Origin of the sequence: Streptomyces sp. NPDC059787, assembly GCF_042732315.1 — a bacterium.
In the GTDB taxonomy this organism is placed as follows: Bacteria; Actinomycetota; Actinomycetes; order Streptomycetales; family Streptomycetaceae; genus Streptomyces; species Streptomyces atrovirens.
On record NZ_JBHWHX010000012.1, the window covers coordinates 144,393 to 161,667 of the forward strand.

Annotated in this window: 16 protein-coding genes; 6 read left to right on the forward strand and 10 right to left on the reverse strand. The window is 72.8% G+C overall.

All coding sequences use genetic code 11. The annotated features are described in order from the left end of the window. Positions 1–166 precede the first annotated feature (166 nt). Together ACFV5H_RS14380 and ACFV5H_RS14385 are read left to right on the forward strand one after the other, a co-directional pair. Positions 167–1,126 (forward strand): sporulation protein, encoded by a 960-nt coding sequence (locus ACFV5H_RS14380; protein ID WP_385048738.1) that lies wholly within the window; start codon positions 167–169, stop codon positions 1,124–1,126. 75 nt (positions 1,127–1,201) lie between these two features. Further along, positions 1,202–1,657, forward strand: a complete 456-nt coding sequence (locus ACFV5H_RS14385; RefSeq protein WP_385048741.1) for a tellurite resistance TerB family protein — start codon at positions 1,202–1,204, stop codon at positions 1,655–1,657. Between the two features lie 37 nt (positions 1,658–1,694). On the opposite strand, the gene ACFV5H_RS14390 is transcribed toward ACFV5H_RS14385, so the two are convergent. Next, a complete protein-coding gene (locus ACFV5H_RS14390) occupies positions 1,695–2,627 on the reverse strand; it encodes a M56 family metallopeptidase (RefSeq protein ID WP_385048744.1) in 933 nt (310 codons plus the stop codon). Between the two features lie 7 nt (positions 2,628–2,634). Further along, a complete protein-coding gene (locus tag ACFV5H_RS14395; protein WP_385048747.1) occupies positions 2,635–3,024 on the reverse strand; it encodes a BlaI/MecI/CopY family transcriptional regulator in 390 nt (129 codons plus the stop codon). 145 nt (positions 3,025–3,169) lie between these two features. On the opposite strand from ACFV5H_RS14395, the gene ACFV5H_RS14400 reads away from it, so the two are divergent. Then, positions 3,170–3,439, forward strand: a complete 270-nt coding sequence (locus ACFV5H_RS14400; RefSeq protein ID WP_385048750.1) for a twin-arginine translocase TatA/TatE family subunit — start codon at positions 3,170–3,172, stop codon at positions 3,437–3,439. Positions 3,440–3,588: 149 nt separating this feature from the next. Then, positions 3,589–4,044: a Crp/Fnr family transcriptional regulator gene (locus ACFV5H_RS14405; RefSeq protein WP_385048753.1), complete on the forward strand. Its 456-nt coding sequence runs from the start codon at positions 3,589–3,591 to the stop codon at positions 4,042–4,044. Between the two features lie 21 nt (positions 4,045–4,065). On the opposite strand, the gene narI is transcribed toward ACFV5H_RS14405, so the two are convergent. The 4 genes from narI to ACFV5H_RS14425 are packed head-to-tail and all read right to left on the reverse strand — an operon-like array spanning position 4,066 to position 10,887. Beyond that, positions 4,066–4,833 (reverse strand): respiratory nitrate reductase subunit gamma, encoded by a 768-nt coding sequence (gene narI, locus ACFV5H_RS14410; RefSeq protein ID WP_385194849.1) that lies wholly within the window; start codon positions 4,831–4,833, stop codon positions 4,066–4,068. Beyond that, entirely contained in the window at positions 4,830–5,498 is a 669-nt protein-coding gene (gene narJ, locus ACFV5H_RS14415) for a nitrate reductase molybdenum cofactor assembly chaperone (protein WP_385194852.1), read from the reverse strand. The genes narI and narJ overlap by 4 nt, the downstream gene beginning before the upstream one ends. Continuing rightward, entirely contained in the window at positions 5,495–7,195 is a 1,701-nt protein-coding gene (gene narH / locus ACFV5H_RS14420) for a nitrate reductase subunit beta (protein ID WP_385048762.1), read from the reverse strand. Before narH ends, narJ begins: the two co-directional genes overlap by 4 nt. Then, positions 7,195–10,887, reverse strand: coding sequence for a nitrate reductase subunit alpha (locus ACFV5H_RS14425; RefSeq protein ID WP_385194905.1), 3,693 nt, complete (start codon positions 10,885–10,887; stop codon positions 7,195–7,197). Before ACFV5H_RS14425 ends, narH begins: the two co-directional genes overlap by 1 nt. A 221-nt stretch (positions 10,888–11,108) precedes the next feature. Here ACFV5H_RS14425 and ACFV5H_RS14430 point away from each other — a divergent pair, with 221 nt between their 5' ends. Continuing rightward, positions 11,109–11,531: a pyridoxamine 5'-phosphate oxidase family protein gene (locus ACFV5H_RS14430; RefSeq protein ID WP_385194854.1), complete on the forward strand. Its 423-nt coding sequence runs from the start codon at positions 11,109–11,111 to the stop codon at positions 11,529–11,531. A 37-nt stretch (positions 11,532–11,568) separates the two neighbouring features. Here ACFV5H_RS14430 and ACFV5H_RS14435 read toward each other — a convergent pair whose 3' ends face one another. From ACFV5H_RS14435 to ACFV5H_RS14450, 4 genes are all read right to left on the reverse strand, one after another. Further along, positions 11,569–12,264 carry a response regulator transcription factor gene (locus ACFV5H_RS14435; protein ID WP_073937379.1) on the reverse strand — a complete coding sequence of 232 codons (696 nt, stop codon included), beginning with the start codon at positions 12,262–12,264 and terminating at the stop codon, positions 11,569–11,571. Positions 12,265–12,706: 442 nt separating this feature from the next. Then, on the reverse strand, positions 12,707–13,156 hold the full coding sequence (locus ACFV5H_RS14440; RefSeq protein ID WP_385048768.1) for a pyridoxamine 5'-phosphate oxidase family protein: 450 nt from the start codon (positions 13,154–13,156) through the stop codon (positions 12,707–12,709). A 186-nt stretch (positions 13,157–13,342) separates the two neighbouring features. Beyond that, positions 13,343–14,227 (reverse strand): SGNH/GDSL hydrolase family protein, encoded by an 885-nt coding sequence (locus tag ACFV5H_RS14445; RefSeq protein WP_385048770.1) that lies wholly within the window; start codon positions 14,225–14,227, stop codon positions 13,343–13,345. 314 nt (positions 14,228–14,541) lie between these two features. Then, positions 14,542–15,039 carry a MarR family winged helix-turn-helix transcriptional regulator gene (locus tag ACFV5H_RS14450; RefSeq protein ID WP_385048773.1) on the reverse strand — a complete coding sequence of 166 codons (498 nt, stop codon included), beginning with the start codon at positions 15,037–15,039 and terminating at the stop codon, positions 14,542–14,544. A 75-nt stretch (positions 15,040–15,114) separates the two neighbouring features. On the opposite strand from ACFV5H_RS14450, the gene ACFV5H_RS14455 reads away from it, so the two are divergent. After that, entirely contained in the window at positions 15,115–17,241 is a 2,127-nt protein-coding gene (locus ACFV5H_RS14455) for an MMPL family transporter (RefSeq protein ID WP_385194856.1), read from the forward strand. Positions 17,242–17,275: the final 34 nt, after the last annotated feature.

A 17,275-nucleotide genomic window follows, 5' to 3' on the forward strand; every position in this document is an offset into this window, starting at 1 on the left:
GTGGAAGCAGGATGTCCTGCCCCCGCGCCAACTGTAAAGGAAACGCAAAGTCCCCTCGGATCGATCCCCTATGCTTCTACTCGCTTGTAGAAGTTATATCGCGGGCCGCCCCGTGGGCGGCACCCCCTTCACGGAACACACGCACATTTAAGGAGTGGACGCCACCATGGTGTTCAAACGACTGCTCGGCTCGCTCGGCGTGGGCGGCCCCACCGTCGACACGGTGCTCGACCCCGGTCCGGTCCGGCCCGGCGGCGCGCTCACCGGCCAGGTCCGCCTCAAGGGCGGACAGGCCGGTTTCGACATCGAGGCCATCACGCTGGAGCTGGTGGCGCGGGTCGAGGCCGAGCACGAGGAGGGCGAGAGCGAGGGTGCCGTCGCCTTCGACCGGTTCACGGTCGGCGGCGGCTTCCGGCTCACCGAGGGCGAGGAGCGCGACGTGCCGTTCAGCGTGCCGCTGCCCTGGGAGACCCCGGTCACCGAGCTGTACGGACAGCCGCTGGGCATCGTGCTCGGCGTGCGCACCGAGCTGTCGGTGGCGGGGGCGAAGGACAAGGGGGACCTGGACCCGCTGACCGTCGGCCCGCTGCCCGTGCAGGAGGCGATCCTGGAGGCGTTCGGCGCGCTCGGCTTCGGCTTCGGGTCGGCCGACCTGGAGTACGGGCGCATCGGCGGCACGGGGCAGCGGCTGCCCTTCTACCAGGAGATCGAGATCGTCCCGTCCGCGCGGTACGCGGACCGGGTGAACGAGGTCGAGGTGACCTTCCTGGCCGGTCCGGGCGGCATGGAGGTCGTCCTGGAGGCCGACAGGCGCGGCGGCCTCTTCTCCGGCGGCCACGACGCGCTGACCAGGTTCACCGTCGGCCTCCACGACTCCCGGGACTGGACCGCCGAGGTCGACGGCTGGATGCGTGAGCTGGTCGAGCGGCGGGCGTCCCACGGCTCCTACGACCCGCACGTCCCGCACGGCTCCCACGACGACCACCACCGCTCCGGCCCGGGCATGGGCACCGCCGTCGCCGCGGGCGCCGCCGGTCTGGCGGTCGGCGTGGTCGGGGGCATGGTCGCGGCGGAGGTCGTGGACGAGATCGGGGACTTCTTCGAGGGCGAGGAAGAGGAGGAGTGACTTCTACATTACTGTAGAAGTTACGGCGCCCGGTGCACTTCGGTCCGGGCGCCTCCCGACCCGTACGGAGTACTCATGGCCCTGTGGGACCGCCTCAAGGAGTCCGCATCCCAGATGCAGACCCAGCTGACGGCCAAGAAGAACGATCTGAAGAGCGGCGCCTTCCGCGACGCGAGCATGGCGATGTGCGCCCTGGTGGCAGCCGCCGACGGCACCGTCGATCCGTCCGAGCGGCAGCGCGTGGCCCAGCTCATCGCCGCCAACGAGGTGCTGCAGAACTTCCCCGCCGACGACCTGCGCCGCCGCTTCGAGGACAACATCGGCAAGCTGACCGCCGACTTCGCCTTCGGCAAGGTGAGCGTCCTGCAGGAGATCGCCAAGGCGAAGAAGAAGCCCGCCGAGGCGCGGGCGGTCGTCCAGATCGGCATCGTCATCGGCGGTGCCGACGGCGACTTCGACAAGGACGAGCGGGCCGTGGTCCGCGAGGCGTGCTACGCCCTCGACCTGCCGCCGCACGAGTTCGACCTCTGAGCGGCCCCGGCCCCGCGGCGGCCGGCCCGCCGCGGGGTCACAGGGGCGTGGCCGCGTACAGGATGAGGACCATCGTCACGGCGGAGTTCGCGGACGACATCGCGGAGGCGGCGGTCCCCGCAGCGGCGCCCCACACCGCCAGGCCGACCAGCGTGAACAGCGACGGCAGGCGGCGCGCCGCCGGAGCGGGCCCGAGCAGGGCCGCCACCCGGCGCGGCACCGGGCCCGCCGCCGCGAGGCCCGCCAGCGTGGCCACCGGGGTGCCGCGCGACACCAGGGCCGCCTTGCCGATCGCCCGGGCCACGGTGCGGCGGCTGCCGACCGTCCGCGCCGCGTCCTCGTCCGCCCACCGCTCCGTCGTGTACGCCACCGCCGTGCGCAGCGGCCGAAGGAAGGGGTTGGCGCGCGCGGCCAGCCGGACGGCGAGCAGGAAGCGGTGGTGGCGGGCGGCGAGGTGGGCCCGTTCGTGGGCGAACAGCGCCCGGCGCTCGGCCGGTTCCAGGTGCTCCAGCAGCGCCGTGGTCACCACGACACGGTCCCGTCGGCCGCCCGGCAGCGCGTAGGCGTAGGGCACGTCGTCCGGCAGGACCGCCACCTCCGTCCCCCGCAGCCCGGCCAGCGCCCGGTGGGCGCGGCGGCGCACCCGGCCGTGCCGCCACAGCGTCCGCCCGCACGCCGCCAGCACCGCGCACAGGGCGGGGATCGCCACCTTGCCGGCCACCTCGTCGTACGGCACCGCCGCGCGCACCTCGGGGTCCGACCAGCCGTCGGGGAGCGGGTTCCCGGGAAGCTGGGCGGTGCCCACCACCATCAGCAGTCCCAGGCACACCGTGCTGCACACCGCCATCACCGCGGCCACCCCGGTCAGCAGCCGGGTCGCCGTGCGCGGGTGCAGATGCTGCTCGGCGAGGCGCGCGATGGGCCACGCCGTCAGGGGCAGCACCAGCGGCAGTAGGACGAACACCCCCATGGCGGCCTCAGTCTTCCCCTTCGTCCCCCGGCTGGCCCAGCAGCTCCCGCAGGAGGCGTTCGTCGTCCGGTCCGAGGCCGGTGACGAAGCTGGCCAGCACCGCCTCCCGGTCGCTCTCGGCGTCCAGCACCCGGCGCATCCGGTGGGCGGCCAGGCCCGCCTGGTCGGAGGCGGGCGTCCAGGCGAAGGACCGGCCCGTACGCTCCCGGGTGACCACGCCCTTGGCCAGCAGCCTGGTCAGGATGGTGATGACGGTCGTATAGGCGAGGCCGCCGCCCAGGCGTTCCTGCACCCAGCCGGCTGTCGCCGGGCCGTCCGCCTCCCGCAGCGCCGCCAGGACCAGCGCCTCCAGCTCGCCCTGTCCCCGACGCCGGGAACCCTCCCGCTGTTCCGCCACGCCCCGCCTCCCTTCCGCCGCCGCCTGTTCGCCGGGCAGACATCGTATAGACGCCCCCGGAGTCCGTACGCCACCCCCACTCTTCTCTACAGTGATGTAGATTCTGCCCGGGCCGCCCGTGCCACGGAGAAGGAGCAGTGCACCCATGTTCGGACTGAGCGAGCTGGCCGTCATCCTCATCGTCGTCATAGCCGTCCTCGCCGCCAAGAAGCTCCCGGAACTCACCCGCTCGGCGGGCAAGTCGGCCCGCATCCTCAAGGCCGAGGCGCGCGCGATGAAGGAGCAGGACAAGGCGGAGGAGGCGCCCGCGGCCCCCCGGATCATCCAGGGCGAGACGCTGCCGCCGTCCGCCCCCGGTTCCGAGCGGACCGGGCGGACCGGCGACACGCCGCCGGAGGGCCGTCCGGCCGGGTGACGGGCCCGCCCCGCCCGCCGGTTGGGCCGAAGGTCCCTCGGACGGGGCCGGGCGGCCCGTGGCGTCTCCCGCCGGCCGGGCCCACGCTGACATCAGGGGCACCGAAGCCGCCGTTCCGCTGTGGCGGCGGGCACGGAAGGAGACGGGCGATGACTTCCACCACCACTCTGAGCGCGGGTCTCCCGGCCGCGTACCGCGAAGGACTGATGCGGCACGCCCGCGAGGTCTCCTTCCCGGCCGGGGTACGCCTGTTCGAGGAAGGACGGCGCGCCGACCGGTTCTGGATCGTCCGGACCGGAACCGTCGCCCTCGACCTCCAGGTCCCCGGTCACCGCGCGGCCGTGATCGAGTCGCTGGGCCACGGCGAGCTGATCGGCTGGTCCTGGCACTACCAGCCGCGCATGTGGCACCTGGGCGCCGGGACCACGAGCCCGGTGCGGGCCTGGGAGTTCGACGCGGAGGCCGTACGGGCGCTGTGCGACGAGGACCCCGAGTTCGGCCGCATGATCGCCGTGTGGGTCGGCCGGGTGGTCGCCCAGCGGCTGCACGCCACCCGGGTCCGGCTGCTCGACCTGTACGCCCCGTACGGCAGCGGAAGCGGCTGACGTCCGTGAACGGCGGCCCGGTCAGCCCGTGCGTTCCCAGCCCCGGTGGGGTGCGCGGGCGCCCAGCCGGACGTCGCGGCTGCGGTAGACGATGTAGGGACGGGTGAGGTAGCCCAGCGGGGCCGTGAGCATGTGGACGAGCCGGGTGAAGGGCCAGGCGGCGAAGAGCAGCAGGGCGCTGACGGCGTGCAGCTGGAAGAGGACCGGGGTGCCGGTCATCAGGTCCGGGTCGGGCTGGAAGTAGAAGATCGAGCGGAACCAGGGCGAGATGGTCTCGCGGTAGTCGTAGCCGCCGCCGACGATGTTCGCCGCCACGGTCGCGGCCAGGCCCAGTCCGATGGTCACCGTCAGGGAGAGGTACATCGCCTTGTCGTTGACGGTGGTGGCGGAGAAGACCGGGCCGACGGTGCGCCGCCGGTAGACCAGGATGGCCAGCCCGCCCAGGGTGCAGACCCCGGCGACGGTGCCGAGGACCACCGCGAGGACGTGGTAGGCGTGCTCGCTGACGCCGACCGCGTCGGTCCAGCTCTCGGGGACGACCAGACCGCCGATGTGGCCCAGCGCCACGACGAGGATGCCGAAGTGGAACAGCGGGCTGCCGATGCGCAGCAGGCGCCGTTCGTAGAGCTGGGAGGAGCGGGTGGTCCAGCCGAACTTGTCGTAGCGGTAGCGCCAGATGTGGCCGAGGACGAAGACCGCGAGGCTGACGTACGGCAGGACGACCCACAGCAGGATGCCGCCGGTGCCGGACTCCACGGCCAGGGTGACGGCTCGCTCGGGTGCGGTCATCGGGGGCCTCCTGCCGGTGGGGCGGGCGTGTACCGGGGCGGCGCGTAGGGGTCGAGGCCGACCTGTTCCTCGGGCGGGCCCTCGGCGGCGAGCCGGGCGACCGCCTCGCGTTCGTCACCGGCGAGCGCGGGCAGCGTCGCGGAGACGGAGTCCAGCAGGACGGCCCACGGGGAGTCCTCCTCGCGCAGGGCGAGGCGGAGCAGTTCCAGGCCGGCCCGGTGTTCGGTGAGCAGTCTCAGTCCGGCCGCCGGGTCGGTGGCGGCGAACTCCAGGACGACGGCGAGGTGGTCGGGCAGTTCGTCGTCGGTCAGCCGCAGGCCGCCCTTGGCGTAGGTCTGCTTCAGCCGGACCAGGGCGAGGCCCCGTTTGCGGGTGTCGCCGTGGGCGTAGTACGTGAGGTACGGGCAGCAGCGTCTGCGGTGGTCGAAGGTGGCGACGTAGGCGGTGGCCAGTGCCTCGGTGCCGGTGTTCTCGGCGTGCTCGGTGAAGCGGAGCAGGGGGTCGCGCACCGGGACGGGCAGTTCGGGGGCGGCCCGCCGGGCCAGGGTGAGGTGGCCGGCCCGCTGTTCGTCGGGGTAGCCGAGGAGCAGGGACTGGAGCTGCCAGGCGTACGGGTGCCACGACCGGACGCGTTGGGCGGGCTTGAGCTTGAGCCGGTTCCTCATGGCCTGGGTTCGACCTCCCCGCCGCTGTCCGGGCTGTCGCCCCGCTCGGCCCGGTTCGGCGGGAAGAGCCCCGGCGGGCTGCTCTTGCCGTCCCAGTTCAGGAGGTTGACGCGGCCGGCCTTGTCCGCGGGGGCGGCGTGGGTGTCGGAGAGCTGCCGGTCGCGCAGGGCACGGTAGTTCTCGACCGCGATGGGCGCGGCGCCGCCGGACGCCTCGCCGAAGGGTCCTGAGCCTCCCATGCCGGGGCCGCCCTCGTAGTCGAGGCTGCACTCGGTGGCCAGTTCCTCGAGGCTGTGGGCCTGTTCGGCGTGGGCGGGCGGGATGACGTACCGCTCGTCGTACTTGGCCAGGGCCAGCAGCCGGTACATGTCGTACATCTGCTCCTCGCCCATGCCGACGGCCTCGGGGACGGAGGCGTCCGGCTCGCGGCCGAGGTTGATGTCGCGCATGTAGGCGCGCATGGCGGCGAGGCGGCGCAGCACCGCGTCCACGGGTGCCGGGTCGCCGGCGGTGAAGAGCTGGGCGAGGTAGTCGACGGGGATGCGCAGGGCGTCGACGGCGGCGAACAGGTTGCGGTGGTCCTCGGCGTCCCGGCCGGTGTCCCGTACGGCGTCGACGACCGGGGAGAGCGGCGGGATGTACCAGACCATGGGCATGGTGCGGTACTCCGGGTGCAGCGGCAGCGCCACCTTGTATTTATTGATCAGGGCGTGGACCGGCGAACGCCGGGCGGCCTCGATCCAGTCGCGGGGGATGTCCGCGCGCTCCGCCGCGGCGATCACCTCGGGGTCGTCGGGGTCGAGGAAGACCTGCCGCTGGGCCTCGTACAGGCCGGTGTCGTCGGGGGTGGAGGCGGCTTCCAGCACCTTGTCGGCGTCGTAGAGGACGAGCCCGATGTAGCGCAGCCGGCCGACGCAGGTCTCGGAGCAGACGGTGGGCAGGCCGACCTCGACGCGCGGGAAGCAGAAGGTGCACTTCTCGGCCTTGCCGGTGCGGTGGTTGAAGTACACCTTCTTGTACGGGCATCCGGTCACGCACATCCGCCAGCCGCGGCACTTGTCCTGGTCGACCAGGACGATGCCGTCCTCCTCCCGCTTGTAGATCGCGCCGGAGGGGCAGGAGGCCGCGCAGGACGGGTTGAGGCAGTGCTCGCAGATGCGCGGCAGGTAGAACATGAAGGTCTGCTCGAACTCGAGCCTGATCTTCTCCGAGACCTCGTCGAGGAGGACGTCCTTCTCTCCGGTCGCCGCCGATCCGCCGAGGTCGTCGTCCCAGTTGGCCGACCAGGAGATCTTCATGTCCTTGCCGGTGATCAGGGACTTGGGGCGGGCGACCGGGGTGTGCTCCTGCAGCGGGGCGTTGGTCAGGGTCTCGTAGTCGTACGTCCAGGGCTCGTAGTAGTCGTCCAGGGAGGGCAGGACGGGGTTGGCGAAGATGGTGATCAGCTTCTTGAAGCGGCCGCCGGCCTTGAGCGCGAGCCGGCCCTTCCTGTTGAGCTCCCAGCCGCCGCGCCACCGCTCCTGGTCCTCGTAGCGGCGGGGGTAGCCCTGGCCGGGGCGGGTCTCCACGTTGTTGAACCACACGTACTCGACGCCGGTGCGGTTGGTCCACGCCTGCTTGCAGGTGACCGAACAGGTGTGGCAGCCGATGCACTTGTCGAGGTTCATCACCATCGCCGTCTGGGCCATGACGCGCATCAGTACTCCACCTCCTGGTTCGCGCGGCGGCGGATGACGGTCACCTCGTCGCGCTGGTTGCCGGTCGGGCCGAGGTAGTTGAAGGCGTAGCTCAACTGCGCGTAGCCGCCGATGAGATGGCTGGGTTTGATCAGCAGGCGGGTCAGGGAGTTGTGGATGCCGCCGCGCCGGCCCGTGGTCTCGGTGCGGGGGACGTCGATGAGCCGGTCCTGGGCGTGGTACATGTACACGGTGCCCTCGGGCATCCGGTGCGAGACGACCGCGCGGGCGGCGACGACGCCGTTGCGGTTGACGGCCTCGATCCAGTCGTTGTCCCGTACGCCGATCCTCGCCGCGTCCTGGGTGCTCATCCAGATGGACGGGCCGCCCCGGGACAGGGACAGCATGAAGAGGTTGTCCTGGTACTCGGAGTGGATGGACCACTTGTTGTGCGGGGTCAGGTAGCGCACGGTCACGCCTAGTTCGCCCCTCTCGCCGAGGCGGGGCTCGCCGAAGAGCGCGTGCATGTTCAACGGCGGCCGGTACACCGGGAGTTGTTCGCCGAGGGCGGCCATCCAGTCGTGGTCGAGGTAGAAGTGCTGGCGGCCGGTGAGGGTGTGCCAGGGCTTGAGCCGCTCGACGTTGACGGTGAACGGGGAGTAGCGCCGCCCGCCGGTCTCGGAGCCGGACCACTCGGGCGAGGTGATGACCGGGACCGGGGCGGCCTGGGTGTCGGCGAAGGTGATCCGCTTGCCCTCGTGCTCGGCCGCCAGGTCGGCGAGCCGGGTGCCGGTGCGGGCCTCCAGGGCGTGGAAGCCCTGGGTGGCGAGATGGCCGTTGGTGGTGCCGGACAGGGCGAGGATCGCCTCGCAGGCGTGCGCGTCACGGGCGATCGACGGGCGGCCGTCGGCCGCTCCCCCGCGCACGGTGCCGTTCTTGTGCCTCAGGTAGTCGAGTTCGCTGTCCACCTTGAAGGTGATGCCCTTGGTGGTGGCGCCCAGGGAGTCCAGCAGGGGGCCGAGGGCGCCCATCTTGTCGGCGACCGCCGCGTAGTCGCGTTCGACGGTGATCAGCTTCGGCATCGTGCGGCCCGGAACCGGTTCGCACTCCCCCGCCTTCCAGTCCCGCACCCTGCCGTGCGGGGTGGCCAGCGCGTCGGGGGTGTCGTGCAGCAGCGGCGCGGCGACCAGGTCCTTGCGCACGCCGAGGTGGTCGGCGGCCTGACGGCTGAACTCCTCGGCGAGGGTGTGGAAGATGTCGAAGTCGGTACGGGTCTGCCAGGGCGGGGCGATCGCCGGGTTGAAGGCGTGCACGAAGGGGTGCATGTCCGTGCTGGACAGGTCGTACTTCTCGTACCAGGTCGCGGCGGGCAGCACGATGTCGGAGTAGACGGTGGTGCTGGTCATGCGGAAGTCGAGGGTGAGCAGCAGGTCGAGCTTGCCCTCGGGGGCCTCCTGGCGCCACACCACGTCCCGGGGACGGGCGCCGGGCGGCGCCTCGGCCGCCCGCACCGCGTGGTCGGTGCCGAGCAGGTGCTTGAGGAAGTACTCGTTGCCCTTGGCCGAGGAGCCCAGCAGGTTGGCCCGCCACACGGTGAGCACCCGGGGGAAGTTCTCGGGCGCGTCCGGGTCCTCGCCGGCGAACTTCAGCCGCCCGGCCTTGAGTTCCTCCACCACGTGGTCGCCGGCCGGGCGTCCCGCGGCGTCGGCCTCGTCGGCCAGGTCCAGCGGGTTGCGGTCGAAGGTCGGGTACGACGGCATCCAGCCGAGCCGCGCCGACTGCGCGATCACGTCCGCCGTGGTCCTCCCCGCGAAGGGGCCTTCGCCGCCCGCCGCGGCCAGGGTGTCGGCGGAGAACGGGTCGTAGCGGAACTGGTCTCCGTGCAGGTACCAGTAGGCGGTCTGGATCATCTGCCGGGCGGGACGGTTCCAGTCGGAGGCCGTCGCGATCGTCGAGTAGCCGGTGATCGGGCGGACCTTCTCCTGGCCGACGTAGTGCGCCCAGCCGCCGCCGTTGACGCCCTGGCAGCCGGTGAGGGTGGTCAGGGTCAGGAACGCCCGGTAGATGGTGTCGGAGTGGAACCAGTGGTTGGTGCCCGCCCCCATGACGATCATCGAACGGCCGCGGGACTCCTCCGCGTTGGCGGCGAACTCACGGGCGATCCGCGCCGCCCTGCCCGCGTCCACGCCGGTGATCGCCGCCTGCCAGGCCGGGGTGTACGGCTCGCTCGCGTCGTCGTAGCCGGCGGGCCAGCTCCCGGGGAGCCCCTCGCGGGCCACGCCGTACTGGGCCAGCAGCAGGTCGTACACCGTGGTGACCAGCCGCCCGGCGACCCTGCGCACGGGGACCCCGCGCCTCAGGCGTGCGGCGCCGCCGTCGGGGGCGTCGAAGCGGGGCAGTTCGACGGCGACCGGCGCCTCGCCGCCGCTCTCGGCGGACAGCAGGGGCCGGGTGTCACCGAGGTCGAGGTTCCACTTCCCGGCGCCGGACTCGCCGAAGCGGTCGCCGAGGGTTCCGTTCGGCACCACCGGCGCACCCGTGGCCTCGTCCAGCAGGACCGTCCGGAACTCCGCGTGCTCGGCCCGGGCGTGCGCGCCGCCGAGGTCCGCGGCGGTCAGGAACTTGCCCGGCGTGTACGTGCCCGGCTCCGCCCCGTCCCCGGTCGCCTCGTCCAGGGTCACCAGGAACGGCAGGTCCGTGTACCGCTTGACGTAGTCGGTGAAGTACGGCGTCTCCCGGTCGGCGAAGAACTCCTTGAGGACCACGTGCCCCATGGCCATCGCCAGCGCGCCGTCCGTGCCGGGCTGCGCGGGCAGCCACTCGTCGGCGAACTTCACGTTGTCCGCGTAGTCCGGCGACACGGCGACGACCTTCTGGCCCCGGTAGCGGGCCTCGGCCATCCAGTGGGCGTCCGGGGTGCGGGTCACCGGCAGGTTGGAGCCCCACATGATCAGGTACCCGGCGTCCCACCAGTCCCCGGACTCCGGTACGTCGGTCTGGTCGCCGAACACCTGCGGGGAAGCGACGGGCAGGTCGGCGTACCAGTCGTAGAAGGAGAGCATCACCCCGCCGAGCAGGGAGTAGAAGCGGGCCCCGGCGGCGTGGGAGACCATCGACATGGCGGGGATCGGGGAGAACCCGGCCAGCCGGTCCGGGCCGTACTCCTTGATGGTGTGGACATGCGCGGCGGCGGCCATCTCCGCCGCCTCGGCCCAGGTCGCCCGCACCAGGCCGCCCTTGCCGCGGGCCCGCTTGTAGCGGCGGGAGCGCTCGGGGTCGTCGACGATGTCCGCCCAGGCCGCCACCGGATCGCCCAGCCGGGCCTTGGCCTCGCGGTACATCCCCAGCAGCACACCGCGCACATAGGGGTAGCGCACACGGGTGGGCGAGTACGTGTACCAGGAGAAGGCCGCTCCCCGGGGACAGCCGCGCGGCTCGTACTCGGGGCTGTCCGGGCCGACGGACGGGTAGTCCGTCTGCTGGGCCTCCCAGGTGATGATGCCGTCCTTGACGTACACCTTCCACGAGCAGGAACCGGTGCAGTTCACGCCGTGGGTGGAACGCACCACCTTGTCGTGCGACCAGCGGTCCCGGTAGAACTCGTCCGCCTGGCGGCCGCCCTTGCGGTGCAGCGAACGCAGATCCCCGGAGACCTCGGCTCTGGAGAAGTAGCGGCGGCTGCGCACCAGCGCCTCCGCCAGCTCGCCGTCCATGCCCGCCCGGGCCCTCGCCGTGCCGGTCTCCGTGCTCACCGTGCCACTCCGCTCCGGGCAGCACTGCCCGTTCGAATCGTGATCGGTTACACCGCACACGACTGTACGACCCGTGCCCCCGGGAAGGTCAACAGCCACACCATGAACGTGGAAAGGGGCCGGTCGGATGGCGGGGCCGGTCGGCCCCACCGGCTCACCGGGCTCGCGGGCGCGACGGAGGGATGCCCCAGAACGATGCCTTCCGCGCGCTCGGCCGGCAGAAGTGCCTCCGCCTGCCGGCCGGGGTGCCGCTCGGCCGTGTGATCCGCACCGGGCAGGCCCTGCCCGCGGTCCTGCCCGTCAACTTCTCCCTGGACACGGACGCCTCCGTGCTCCTGGCCACCTCCCCGGGCTCGGACCCCGTACGCGCCGTCGACGGCACCGTGGTCGCCTTCGAGGCGGACGAGTTCCACGCGGAGAACCGCTCCGGCCGGAGCGTGGTCGTCACCGGACGGGCCGCCGTGGTGACCGGTCCGGCCGGGCACGAACGGCTCGTACGGACCGGTCCGGCCTCGTGGACGCCGCTGCGGGAGACGGTGTTCGTGCGCATCGGGGCCGAGATGGTCACCGGACGCGGGATCGGGGGAGCGACGGCCGGGCGGTGAGCCGCGGCGGACGGCCGGCGCGGCCCGCCGCGTGCCGTCAGCGGCCCTCCTGCCGCAGCCGGTCCTGGACCTGGGTGGCGATGACGGCGGCCTGGATGCGGCGCTCCACACCGAGCTTGGCCAGCAGCCGGGAGATGTGGTTCTTGACCGTCTTCTCGGCCAGGTACAGCCGCTGGCCGATCTGGCGGTTGGTCAGTCCCTCACCGATCAGGGCCAGGATCTCGCGCTCCCGCTCGGTCAGCCCGGGCAGCGCGTCCGGCTGCTCCTCCTCCTTCTGCTGTCCGCCGCGCAGCCGGGCCATCAGCCGGGTGGTGGCGCTCGGGTCGAGCAGCGACTGGCCGCGGGCCACCGTGCGTACGGCGGTCACCAGGTCGGAGCCGCGGATCTGCTTCAGCACGTATCCGGAGGCACCGGCCATGATCGAGTCGAGCAGGGCCTCCTCGTCGTCGAACGAGGTCAGCATCAGACAGGCCAGGTCGGGCATGGCCGAGCGCAGCTCGCGGCACACGCTCACCCCGTCCCCGTCCGGCAGCCGTACGTCCAGGACCGCGACCTGGGGGCGCAGGGCGGGAACGCGGACCAGGGCCTGCTCCGCGGTGGCGGCCTCGCCGACCACGGTGATGTCCGGTTCGTCGTTCAGCAGGTCGTGCACCCCTCGCCGGACCACCTCGTGGTCGTCCAGCAGGAAGACCCGGATCGGGCTGTCGGGTCCGGGCTGCTCGCCGTCCGCCATCGATTGCTCCTGTTCCGCGCTGTGTGATCGTCCACGCCGTCCGAAATCCCCCGGCCCTCACATCCTGCGCAATCCCGGGCCGGGAGGCCAGGGCCGATCGGCCCCACTCGCGCGGGTGGGAGCGAGGTGGCGTCTCCGCCGGTGGGCGGGGGCGTCCGGGGCCCCGGTGCCGTGGGCCGGCGGCTGTCGGAGCGGTCGGGGTACCGGCGCCGACGAAGGGCGGCCGCGTCCGGGCGCTGCCCCGTCACCGGGCAGCGCCGGCGCCCGCGGGGCGAGGAGGGCCGCACCGCGGGCCGGGTGGTGGCCGGCGAACGGGTTCACCGGCATGCCCGGCGCACACGTGCGCGCGAGCGGCGGGCGTGGGATCCGGCCCGGTACGGGGACGGGGCCCGCCCACCCGGACGGCGGGGCAGGCCGCCCCCGCTACGGGCCCCGTCGGCGCTCATCCGTCCGCGACCGCCAGGCTCACCCCGTACAGGGAGCGTCCGCCGACGAGTTCGCGCCCGGTGACCAGCTCGGCCTCGACGCGGACGAAGACCTCCCGTGCCGAGGGCACCCAGGAGACCGGCACGGTGCGGGCCAGGCGCCGGTGTTCGGCGGGGTCGGTCACCACCGTGGCCGGGCCCGTGACGACGACGCTCCAGCCGGACCGCCGGGCGGCGTCCACGTCGTCGGCCTCGAAGGCGACCACCGCTCCGTCGACCGCGCGGACCAGTTCCGAACCGGCGGCGGTACGCAGCAGGACCGCGCCGTCGTCGTCCAGGCGGAAGTTGACGGGCAGCACGGCGGGCAGGGCCCGGCGCGTGAAGACGACACGGCCGACGGGCACCCCGGCCATCAGCTGCAGGCACTCCTGCCGCCCGAGTTCACGGAAACCGTCATCGGGATACATCGCCGGCCCTCCTTCGCCCTTCGTCCGGTGCGGCGCTCCCGCCTCCTTCCACCTTGAGCCGGGCTCGTCCGGAAGACGAGGGCCGACGGTCCCGCTTCCCCCCGGAGAACGGCCCGGCCGTCACGGGCGGCGCGGTTCGGCCCGTACCGCGTGCTCCGGACACCTCCGCCGCTCACGTCGCGGGAGCTACGAGGCTTCCGGGAGCGCGGTGCCCGTCCCGCGGACGGCCGTGGCCAGGGCGTCTCCGATGGCCCGGGCCCCCGCGGCGTTGGGGTGCAGGGGTGCGGCCGGGCGGGTGGGGACCAGGCCCTCGATGTAGCGGTCGGCGGGGGCGGCGCAGATGTCGTGTCCGATCCCCAGGGTGTAGGTGTCGACGAAGGTGGCGCCGTGCTCCTCGGCCGTGCGTCTCAGGACGGCGCCGAGGTGGTCGACCACGCCCTGGACGTAGTTGGCGTCCTGCTTCCAGAAGGGCTGGGCGGGGTGGCAGCCGTCGGTGCGGAGGTAGTTGCCGTAACCGACGACGAAGACCTCGGCGTCCGGCGCGCGCCGGGCGATCTCGTCCAGGACGGTGCCGAAGACCGGCGCCCAGGCGTCGATGCGGGCCCTGATCCTGTCGGTGCCGCCCGCGGTGTTCTCCTCCGCGCAGCTGGTGCCGTAGGGCGGGGGCAGGAAGTTGACGCAGTCCAGCGCTTCGCCGAAGACGCCGGCGTCGTTGGCGCCGATGGTGATGCTGACGATGTCGGCGGCGGGCGTGAGCGCGTCGTACTGGGGGGCGGTGCCCGGGTACTGGGACGTGCTCAGGTGGTCGGTGGCGGCGGCGGAACAGGTGACGTCGGTGAGGTGCGCGCCGAGGGCCTCGGCCGCGATGTGCGGATAGCCGGCCAGGGAACGCAGGCACATCGGGTCGGCCGGGTCGGGCGGCGGCACCAGCGGTGCGGCCGCGTAGGAATCGCCGAGCGCGACATACCGCGGGGGTTCGGCCTCGGCCGACGCGGCCGTGACCGGTGCCGCGGCCGACAGGGCACCGGTGGACAGCGCGGTGGCCAGGACCATGCGCAGGGTCGTCTTCAAGGACGCCTCCGTCCGGCGGGTCGGAATGCAGGGGTATGCCTCGCGATGAGCATGCCCGAGCGGGCGTGCCGCCGCACGGCGGACCGCTGCTCGGTACTCCCGCCGGATGACGGCGTGCGGCACGACCCCTGGTGCTCGCCGCAGCCGGTACGGCCACTGGCGCCGTCCGGCGTGGCGGGCCGGGACTTCCCCGTCGGTCGGCACAGTGCGCGCACAGGGGGCGTGCGTCGCCGCGTCGTGAGCCGGACCCGGCTCGCGGGGAGCGACGCGGGTGAAGCCGCTCAGGACGAACGGCGCGCCCGTCGCGATGTCACTCAGCCGCGGCGCAGCAGGACGAGTTCGCGGTTCATCTCGGCGAGGAACCGGACGATGACCGTGAGCTCGTCGGGCGTGAAACGGCCCCGCGCGGTGTCGGTGCTCCGCGCGAGCGGCCGGAAGTACTCCCTGGCCAGCCCTCTGGCCGCCTCCGCGAAGTGCAGGTGGACCACGCGACGGTCGTCGGCGGCCCTGACCCGGTGGATGTGCCCCGCCCGCTCCAGCCGGTCGACGCACGCGGTGACCGCGCCGGACGTGAGGTTGAGCTGCCTGCGCAGCCGGCCGGGCGTCATGGGCTCGCCCGTACCGTCCGGATCGGCGTCCAGGATCGCGATCAGGGCCTGCACATCGGTGAGGTGCAGGCCGTGCGCGTGGGCGAACTCCTGAGCGACACGGTTGAACTCGTTGTTCATCCGACGCAACAGCACGGCGAACGACTGCAACCCCGTCGGGTCGTCCACTTGAAGAGGTGTCGAAGGGGTATCCGGGCCACTCATGCCCCCAGTATAGGATCACTCAATCATTGAGATACTTATTCATCGACACACTTCTTCCCACTGTTGAGGATGTTCATGAGAACCACACCGCGCTGGGCCCGGTGGACCGTGCCCCTCGTTCTTCTGCTGGTCTGGCTGGGCGTGGGCGGAACGCTCGGGCCGTACGCGGGCAAGCTGGGCGAGGTGGCCACCAACGACCAGGCCTCCTTCCTGCCGCAGAGCGCCGAGTCCACCAAGGTCCTCGAGGAGCGTGAGGCGTTCGACCAGTCCGAGACCCTGCCGGCCATCGTGGTCTGGACGGCGGACGGGGGCCGGGTCACCGAGGCGCAGCGGGCAGCCGCCACCGACTCCGTCGGCGCGCTCGCCGGAAGCACCGGGGTCGTCGGCCGGCCGTCACCGGCCCTGCCCTCCGAGGACGGTCAGGCCCTCCAGGCCGTCGTCCAGCTCGAGCCCGAGCTGGGCGAGGAGTTGCCCACGGTCCTCGACGAGGTGCGTGCGGCGGCGCGGAAGGTGCCGGGCACCGAGGCGCAGATCGCCGGCCCGGCCGCGAGCCAGGCCGACCTGTCGGACGCGTTCGCGGGCATCGACGGACTGCTGCTGGGCGTGGCGCTCGCCGCCGTGCTGGTGATCCTCCTGCTCGTCTACCGCAGCGTCCTGCTGCCGTTCCTGATCATCCTCGGTTCCGTCTTCGCCCTGGGACTGGCCTGTGCCGTCGTCTACGCGCTGGCGGAGCGGGACGTGGTCCGCGTCGACGGACAGGTGCAGGGCATCCTGTCCATCCTGGTGATCGGTGCCGCCACCGACTACGCCCTGCTGCTGGCCGCGCGCTTCCGCGAGGAACTCGCCGTGCGCGGGGACCGGGCCGCGGCCGCCCTGGCGGCGGTGCGGCGCTCGTTCGGCGCGATCACCGCGAGCGCCGCCACCGTGGCGCTCGGGCTGCTGGCCCTGCTCGCCAGTGACCTCACGAACAACCGCGCCCTCGGGCCGGTCGGCGCCATCGGCATCGTGTGCGCCGTGCTCACCACCCTCACCTTCCTGCCGGCCGTACTGGCCCTGCTCGGCCGTACCGCCTACTGGCCGTCCCGTCCGAAGGCGTCGGACGCGTCCGCGGAAGGCCACGCGGTGTGGCGCCGGGTCGCCGCGCGGGTGGACGCGCGGCCACGCCTCACCTGGGTCGTGACCGGGCTCGTCCTCGCCGCCCTGGCGGCCTTCTCGCCCACGCTGTCCGCGAAGGGCGTACCGCTCGACGAGATCTTCGTGAACGACGCCCCCTCCGTCGCCGCCCAGGAGACGCTCGGCGAGCACTTCCCCGGCGGCTCGGGCAACCCGGCCGTGATCATCGCCGACGCCGGCCGTGCCGACGCGGTGACGGCCGCCGCGAAGGACACCGCGGGCGTGGCGTCGGCGGGCGCGGTCTCCGCCTCCGGGCGGCCCGGTACCGGTGAGCCGCAGGTCGTGGACGGGCGGGTCCGCATCGACGCCACGCTGGACGCGGCGGCGGACAGCGACGCGGCCAAGGAGACCGTCGAACGGCTGCGCGACAGCGTGCACGCCGTCCCCGGGGCCGACGCCCTGGTCGGCGGGTACACGGCACAGCAGTACGACACCCAGCAGACCGCCGCGCACGACCGCACGGTGATCGTCCCCGTCGTGCTAGGCATCATCCTGCTGATCCTCGTGCTGCTGCTGCGCTCGCTGCTCGTACCGGTGCTGCTGGTGGCGACCGTCGCGCTCAACTTCCTGGCGACGCTGGGGGTCTCCTCCCTCGTCTTCGAGCACCTCCTCGGGTTCAGCGGGACGGACGCGTCCGTTCCGCTCTACGGGTTCGTGTTCCTGGTGGCCCTCGGCGTCGACTACAACATCTTCCTGATGTCCCGGGTGCGCGAGGAGGCGCTCGCGCACGGCTCGCGGCAGGGTGTGCTGCGCGGACTGACCTCGACCGGCGGCGTGATCACCTCGGCGGGTGTGGTGCTGGCCGCCACGTTCGCGGCCCTGACGGTCATCCCGCTGGCGTTCCTCGTACAGATCGCCTTCATCGTGGCCTTCGGCGTACTGCTCGACACGCTCGTGGTCCGCTCGCTGCTGGTGCCCGCGCTCGTGATCGACATCGGCCCCCGCGCATGGTGGCCCAGCGCCCTGGCACGCGAGGACACCGCGCCCGCCGGGGAGCCGAAGCCGTCGGCGCAGGGACCGCGGCGGTGACCTGAGCGGTGCGCGGCCCGGCAGCGGCGCCGAC

What these genes read in the sequence shown, in the direction of transcription:
- ACFV5H_RS14380 (WP_385048738.1), top strand. Translation starts at nt 167, where the DNA reads ATGGTGTTCAAACGACTGCTCGGCTCGCTCGGCGTGGGCGGCCCCACC.
- ACFV5H_RS14385 (WP_385048741.1), top strand. Translation starts at nt 1,202, where the DNA reads ATGGCCCTGTGGGACCGCCTCAAGGAGTCCGCATCCCAGATGCAGACC.
- ACFV5H_RS14390 (WP_385048744.1), bottom strand. Translation starts at nt 2,627, where the DNA reads ATGGGGGTGTTCGTCCTACTGCCGCTGGTGCTGCCCCTGACGGCGTGG.
- ACFV5H_RS14400 (WP_385048750.1), top strand. Translation starts at nt 3,170, where the DNA reads ATGTTCGGACTGAGCGAGCTGGCCGTCATCCTCATCGTCGTCATAGCC.
- ACFV5H_RS14405 (WP_385048753.1), top strand. Translation starts at nt 3,589, where the DNA reads ATGACTTCCACCACCACTCTGAGCGCGGGTCTCCCGGCCGCGTACCGC.
- narI (WP_385194849.1), bottom strand. Translation starts at nt 4,833, where the DNA reads ATGACCGCACCCGAGCGAGCCGTCACCCTGGCCGTGGAGTCCGGCACC.
- narJ (WP_385194852.1), bottom strand. Translation starts at nt 5,498, where the DNA reads ATGAGGAACCGGCTCAAGCTCAAGCCCGCCCAACGCGTCCGGTCGTGG.
- narH (WP_385048762.1), bottom strand. Translation starts at nt 7,195, where the DNA reads ATGCGCGTCATGGCCCAGACGGCGATGGTGATGAACCTCGACAAGTGC.
- ACFV5H_RS14425 (WP_385194905.1), bottom strand. Translation starts at nt 10,887, where the DNA reads ATGGACGGCGAGCTGGCGGAGGCGCTGGTGCGCAGCCGCCGCTACTTC.
- ACFV5H_RS14430 (WP_385194854.1), top strand. Translation starts at nt 11,109, where the DNA reads ATGCCCCAGAACGATGCCTTCCGCGCGCTCGGCCGGCAGAAGTGCCTC.
- ACFV5H_RS14435 (WP_073937379.1), bottom strand. Translation starts at nt 12,264, where the DNA reads ATGGCGGACGGCGAGCAGCCCGGACCCGACAGCCCGATCCGGGTCTTC.
- ACFV5H_RS14440 (WP_385048768.1), bottom strand. Translation starts at nt 13,156, where the DNA reads ATGTATCCCGATGACGGTTTCCGTGAACTCGGGCGGCAGGAGTGCCTG.
- ACFV5H_RS14450 (WP_385048773.1), bottom strand. Translation starts at nt 15,039, where the DNA reads ATGAGTGGCCCGGATACCCCTTCGACACCTCTTCAAGTGGACGACCCG.
- ACFV5H_RS14455 (WP_385194856.1), top strand. Translation starts at nt 15,115, where the DNA reads ATGAGAACCACACCGCGCTGGGCCCGGTGGACCGTGCCCCTCGTTCTT.